Source organism: Cohnella sp. GCM10027633 (genome assembly GCF_042675445.1).
GTDB lineage: Bacteria > Bacillota > Bacilli > Paenibacillales > Paenibacillaceae > Cohnella.
The window spans coordinates 1-6825 of the sequence record NZ_JBHTGV010000028.1 but is presented as its reverse complement, the minus strand read 5'-3'; the positions used below and the strand labels follow the sequence as shown (position 1 = coordinate 6825).

Here is a 6825-nt window from a genome sequence, read left to right as displayed (position 1 = left end):
CTTTGACGAATGCTTTCACCTGATCTTTGTTAAAGCGCGCCACTTGTGTCATCCTCTCAAACCAACCTTTCTCTTAGTTTATTTCATATTGGTTTGAGAGTTTACACAAAAGATTTTACAGACTCCATCACGGACTTACGACGTTAAATGTGTTGATGCTCGCTCTTATTGCGGTTGCTGTTTTTGAATTATTGCTCGGTATTGCAAGAACATATGTTTTCACGCATACGACGAGTCGAATTGACGTGCAGTTAGGCTCCAAGTTGGTTGCTCATCTATTCAGATTGCCGCTTGTTTACTTTGAAAACAGGCGTGTTGGCGATACCATAGCTCGTGTGCGTGAACTTGAGAACATTAGGCAATTTTTAACGGGAACGCCGCTTACTTCCGTACTTGATGTTTTGTTTATATTCGTATATTTGTCTGTGATGTTCTATTATAGTTCAACCTTATCCTGGATCGTAGTTGGAACAATCCCCTTATGTATTATTCTGTCTCTAGCTATAATTCCGATGCTGAAGAGCAGTTTGGAGGAAAAATTCTTAAGGGGGGCGGAATCTCAAGCGTATTTGGTAGAGTCCGTAACCGGCGTGCAGACGATTAAGTCGTTCGCGTTGGAACCGTTATCTCAGAAAAGATGGGATAGCTTGCTAAGCAACTATATTCGTTCGAGTTTTCGAACGCAAATGTTGTCCGGTATTGCAAGTTCTATTGGACAATTTATTCAAAAGGTCTCCAATCTAGCTGTGTTGTTCTATGGGGCACACCTCGTAATGGCCGGTACAATTTCGGTTGGACAACTCATTGCCTTTCAAATGTTGGCTGGTAGAGTCAGTGAACCAGTCATTCGACTTGTCCAGATGTGGCAGGACTTTCAGCAGGCTGCATTATCAATCAATAAGCTCGGTGATATTTTCAGAACGAAATCAGAGCCTGTTATGGATGCCTCCAAAACAAGATTGCCGAAGATTAGGGGGAATGTTCGGTTTGAAACGATTACGTTTCGTTATCGACCAGACGGGCCGGAAATATTACGTAAAATTTCGTTTCAAGCACAATCTGGCATGGTTGTAGGTATTGTAGGTCGAAGCGGCTCAGGTAAAAGTACATTATCGAAGCTGTTGCAACGATTGTATGTTCCTGAATCCGGTAAAATTCTGGTGGATGGGATTGATATATCCATGGCAGACCCCTCGTGGCTAAGAAGACAAATTGGGGTTGTTCTTCAAGAAAATTTCCTTTTTAATCGCAGCATTCGAGAGAATATCTCAGTTCACCACCCGACAGCTTCCATTGAGGAAATCGTGCAAGTAACTAAGTTGGCTGGAGCGCATGATTTTATACTGGAGCTTGCCGAAGGATATGACACTCTTGTGGGCGAACAAGGGGCAGGGCTGTCGGGAGGACAGAAACAACGCATTGCGATTGCTCGCGCGCTGCTGGCTAACCCATCAATCTTAATATTCGACGAAGCGACTTCGGCGCTGGATTACGAATCCGAGAGAATTATTCAACAGAATCTTAAGCGGATATGTCAGGGAAGAACGGTATTTATTATCGCACACCGGTTGTCCACTTTATCAAACGCCGACACGATTATGGTTATCGATAGGGGAGAACTGGTCGAGCAAGGCAATCATAATGAACTATTGAACCGCAAAGGATTATACTTCTATCTTCACGGTCAACAGGAAAGAGAGAAGATCGGATGAGATTATGGAAAAGAGATCGTCTGGAATATGAATTTCTTCCTGACGCAATAGAGTTAGAACAGTCACCACCCTCGCCTTTAGGCAGAGTGTTAATATGGCTGCTGGGGGTACTGTTCCTTAGCTGTATTGTATGGGCATGTATCGGAGAAGTGGATGAGGTTGCAGTTGCCAGAGGAAGAGTCATGCCTGATGGCAAGATTCAGGTGATCCAGCCGTTGGAGCAAGGAGTCGTGAAGGAGATTCATGTAAAAGAAGGACAAAGGGTCATAAGAGGTCAATTGTTAATGGAACTGGATTCAGCAACAACTCAGGCGGATATAGACAATCTCGAGAAGGAACTATTTATAGCGGGGCTTGAGAAGGATATGGCTATTGCGGAGTCACAAGGGAAGTCGATACAAATGAATGCAGGCAAGTTGGATGATATCGAATATGCCTTTGAGTTTCTATTAATACAGCAAAAATTGATGGCAGCAAGGGCACAGGAATACGGCAGCAGACATTATTCTCTGCAACTGGTCGTCAACCAACGAGAGCACGAGTTGGACATTGCTAAGTCCAACATGGAGTCTCTTGAGAAGAAGAAGCGGTTACTTGAGATGGAACGTAATCTGGAACAGCCTGAAGCTCAAAATTCTGTTGACTTGCTGAATGCAGACAGCGAGCTATATGAGGCGGAGCGAAATATTAGCGTACAGAGCAGTGAAATGAGCAGAAATCAAAAGTCGCTAGACGAGGCTAAGGCTAACCTGGAAACGTTGAAATATGAGAGAGAAAAACAAATTCTAGACGAGTTGATCCAGAAGGAAAAGGCCTACTCCAATCTGGAAGCTGAGTTGCTTAAATCAAAGAAACGTCTTGAGTTCCAGCATCTTGTGTCCCCTGTTGACGGAACAATTCATGGGGTATCCTCCTACACCATCGGTGGGGTTGTAACTTCTGCACAACCTGTCATTACGATTGTTCCAGAGCTTACCCCCCTAGTTATAGAAACGAATATATTAAATCAGGATATTGGGTTCATAAAAACAGGCCAGACAGTTACCGTCAAGATAGATACATTTCCTTTTCAAAAATACGGATCGCTGGAAGGAAAAATTGAATACATAAGTCCGGATGTGTTCGAAGATGAGAGGCTTGGTCTCGTCTTTAAGGCCAGGGTGGCGCTTCACGAAACGATTTTTAACGTTAACGGACAGAACGTACCGGTAGGTCCTGGCATGACCGCTACTGTAGAAGTAGAGACGGGACGACGGAAAATTATTGAATTTTTCCTGTCACCTATTATTAAGTACGCGGATGAGAGCTTGAAGCTAAGATAAGGGAGGCTTGCAATAATGCGAATAAAAAACTTTTTATGCGTGGGCTTTCTTCTTGCAATGACTCCCCTACTTTTGGCAGCGGGTCTACCAATAAATCAAGGGAACAAGCCGTCCGAGAATTTGCCATTCAAAGTGCAAATCTCCAAGCTGAGTTATTTAGAGGTTCAAGGGGTTCAGATAATTAATTGGGAAGAAGAACAGATTTTGACGTTTAGAATTAGGCTTCAAAACAATGAATCAGTGCCAAGAGAATATATGAATTACGGATTTAAACTTACAACATCTTCTGGCTTAAAAATCACTGCCAAGATGGTTCGTGAAGAGGCAGAAACCTTTCGCGTAGAGGGGCATTCCGTTAAAGAATTTACCTATTATGCAAAGGTGAGCAAGAAGGTTCGAGTAAACCAACTCAAATTCGATTTCTTTGAATGGAACTACCGGTATACATCTTTCGAGAGGAAGCTTAGTCATCTGAACATTCCTGTCAAAGAATCGGTCATTCCTTATCAAGAGAAACTTATAATAAGTGATAAACTGGGCCAATATTCCATTCAAGTTGATCGGATGTATTATTTCAAACATTCACAAGGTATAACGGTCAGCACGAAAGTCTGGGTTTCAAACTTGGGTAGGCAAGGGCGGGAGGAACCAGAGTTTTCCTACTGGCTTCGAACGATAACCGGTGACATGTATGAATTGGTACGAAAGGAAACAGATAAACGTCAATTTAAGGCTAAAGAGAAGGGATATCTTGAATTGTACGCGGAATTACCTGCGGGAACATATTCCACAGATACTCTCGTGTTGACAACAAATCTCGATAAGTCAGATGAGAAATTACCGGTTTACGTGTTACAACTCATGGCGATGGAGGAGTTCCCGGTTTCCGCGACTTTCGAAGTTCCGACAAGCTCAAATTCGTATATTCAAACTAGTATTGAAAGTCAGGTTTTTACGAGACCGGATATAACGAATTCGAAAAACAGGATACTGTCAACGACGCTTCATATTAATAATCCGGGTAAACGTAACGAGAAAATTCCCGAATTAGCGGTAATTTTCGAAAGTGCTGACCGCATCCAAGTCACAGGGAAACTTGAAGGGACGGATAAGGATCAGCAACTACTTCCTCTGGAGACAAAAATCCTTACAATTAATGTAACTATACCTCAAGATATTCAAATTGAAAATGGAAAGTTGATTCTCCTTGAATCTGTCGACCGCAATATCGATAGCATTATGTTACCTGTAGCGTCATTCCCAATACAGATGAGCAAACCCGATGCGAACAAGCGGATTGTAAGTGCTCAGGGAGACTACAAGATCACGGTTAGTCGATACTACAGATTGCCATGGGGGGAAGAAGATCTTGTCGTCGCCGATGCAGTTCTACACTCTTTGCATAACCAAGCGATAGAAGTTCCCGTGCTTAAATCCTATTACTATATTGGTAATATGAAAATTGAGAGTACAGTGATCCCGCTTGATCGGCTAATGACTTTAAATCCGGGTCAGGGAGTAAAATTTCAAATTGTGGGTCGCATTCCGATGATGTCTAGTTCTTTAGAGGGGAAATTAATGATAGAAAGTCAAATCGGCGATGAAACAGCTTCTGTTACTGCATTCGATATCGCGACACCCTCACAAGTAACGCTAGCGAGCAGCACATATAACCTTAATCTGATCGGTCAGAAATCGAGTTTAAGCCTAGGTGGGTTATTAGTGTTCCCGGGGAGTCGCTTGGATACAGTAGTGCTGCAAATGATCTATGAAAATAAGGAGAGGAGGTCAATGGCAGCTCAAAGGTGGACTGGCTATCTCTTCAATCAAGATCTTGTTTATCCGGTAGATGTTATTAATAGCGAGCAAAGGCTGGGGGCGAATAGAAGTCTTGCGTTTACGATCATTGGCCATCTGCCGAAAGGGACGCAACTATCTAATTATGAATTAATCATTGGTTTGGAAAACTCCAATCAGGAATCCGAAACCGGTGGATCTGTTCCCGTTATTGTGAATCCGATTCGCTTTAAGCTCCCAGGGGAGGTTCCTCAAAAACCTAGTGAATTCTTTGTGCTTCCGTACAAAGGATCCATTTCGGGATTGACGATGGCGAATACGCCAAGTCAAGGATTAAAATTGTCATTTAATGCCCAACTGCAAACAACGATTGAATTGGATGAACTGGACACGGAATATGGCCTTTCCTTTGAAGTATATGATTTGAATGGCCGAATTTTGAATATGCAATCGTATCAATTTGATGATTCCTCGAATGAGTACGCCATCCGGTTGGGCGAGGGTAAATATGAGCATCAGATCTTCAGTTATAGTTCCGAGGTCCAATCGCAATACAAAGTAAACGTATATTTGAGCTATAAGCAATGGAAGAAACTGCTTTTCAGTCAAACGCTAATTACTGGATTTAATGCGGGAGCTTATTGAACACGGAAGTTATTGTAATGAATCAACAACAATCATGGTGGTGATTAGGATCAAAATCATTTCAAGGATATTTCCAAAAAAACTCTTGAAAGTGACTCTGGTTGTGGGCATTGTCGGATTCTTAACGGCCGTACTTCTAGTAGGAGGAGTAATAATAGGAGTGGGGTTAATTTTTACACCGGACAAATCATACAATGCTGAAGAGAAAGCGCTGATGGCGCAAATGGAAGTCAAGCTGGAGAACTTGTTGGGCGAGGATGCACGAATTGTAGGATTCAGGGAAGGAAAGTTATATCGAGGGACATATGTATTTGAGTATGTAGTAGATAGTATAAACTATCATTCAACTTTGGATTCCAATACGGAGTTGCAAATATGGGATCCAAGGTGGATTTATCAAGATGTAATGTCGAAGTTTGCAGAGGTAGAATTTAATAAAATACTTGAATCCTATTTTCCTATCAAGACACGGTTAGCTACTGCTCTCTTTATCAAAGAAGATTCATGGACAGGTCAGGACTATAAGTCGCTATTAGATAAGAGGAGGAGTGAACTCTTCTATGACTTAATCATCAAACGTGACATACGTCTGACAGACAAATTAATTGAGCATGAGATAAATTCGCTATTTCGTTTGATGGAGGATTTGAGAAAACAGAAATATGTGCTTGCGGAAATCGAGATGGAATATAAAAATGTAAGCATTATATTCGAAAAAAATGATGCCATGATAACAATTTATCAAATGAAAGATAAGTACAGACTGGCATTAGATAGATTAAAAAGCAGCTTGAAATAGTCTTCTTAACTAACTTATATGGAGGTAATACAATGACAAAAGTCAGTGATTATTCTTATGGTTTTTTGAGTAATCAGATCTACCGGAAAAATTTAACGAAGAATGAGATAGAGATTGACCCGTTCGGAAGAATGTGGGAATTGGTTGATATAATTGATGATAATAGCGGATATGGCCAATTGGGTAGCGGCTTTTATGCTGGGATATATGAGGAAGTAGATGCTAATAAAAATAAACTAGGTAACATTGTATTAGCTATCAGAGGCACGGATGACCCATTTGATATTGATATTACTTGGTGGGACCCCACATCATGGGACAATGCGGTACCGTTTATTGAAGATGTGATCGTAAATGATTACTTAGGCGTCGTTAGAGGTAATGCTACTCCTCAACTCCCAGTGGCATTGGATGTCATAGATTGAGTCTGTAAAATCTTTTGTGTAAACTCTCAAACCAATATGAAATAAACTAAGAGAAAGGTTGGTTTGAGAGGATGACACAAGTGGCGCGCTTTAACAAAGATCAGGTGAAAGCATTCGTCAAAGAC

The 6825-nt window shown here is 41.6% G+C and carries 5 protein-coding genes; all 5 read left to right on the top strand.

What is annotated here, in order from left to right; genetic code table 11:
- The first annotated feature begins 80 nt into the window (after window positions 1-80).
- Window positions 81-1712, top strand: a complete 1632-nt coding sequence (locus ACFQZG_RS27470; RefSeq protein WP_378157939.1) for a type I secretion system permease/ATPase — start codon at window positions 81-83, stop codon at window positions 1710-1712.
- A complete protein-coding gene (locus ACFQZG_RS27465; protein WP_378157937.1) occupies window positions 1709-3034 on the top strand; it encodes an HlyD family type I secretion periplasmic adaptor subunit in 1326 nt (441 codons plus the stop codon). Before ACFQZG_RS27470 ends, ACFQZG_RS27465 begins: the two co-directional genes overlap by 4 nt.
- 15 nt (window positions 3035-3049) lie before the next feature.
- Window positions 3050-5476 carry a hypothetical protein gene (locus ACFQZG_RS27460; protein WP_378157936.1) on the top strand — a complete coding sequence of 809 codons (2427 nt, stop codon included), beginning with the start codon at window positions 3050-3052 and terminating at the stop codon, window positions 5474-5476.
- A 160-nt stretch (window positions 5477-5636) separates the two neighbouring features.
- Window positions 5637-6275: a hypothetical protein gene (locus ACFQZG_RS27455; RefSeq protein WP_378157935.1), complete on the top strand. Its 639-nt coding sequence runs from the start codon at window positions 5637-5639 to the stop codon at window positions 6273-6275.
- A 32-nt stretch (window positions 6276-6307) separates the two neighbouring features.
- Window positions 6308-6700: a hypothetical protein gene (locus tag ACFQZG_RS27450; RefSeq protein ID WP_378157933.1), complete on the top strand. Its 393-nt coding sequence runs from the start codon at window positions 6308-6310 to the stop codon at window positions 6698-6700.
- Window positions 6701-6825 lie beyond the last annotated feature (125 nt).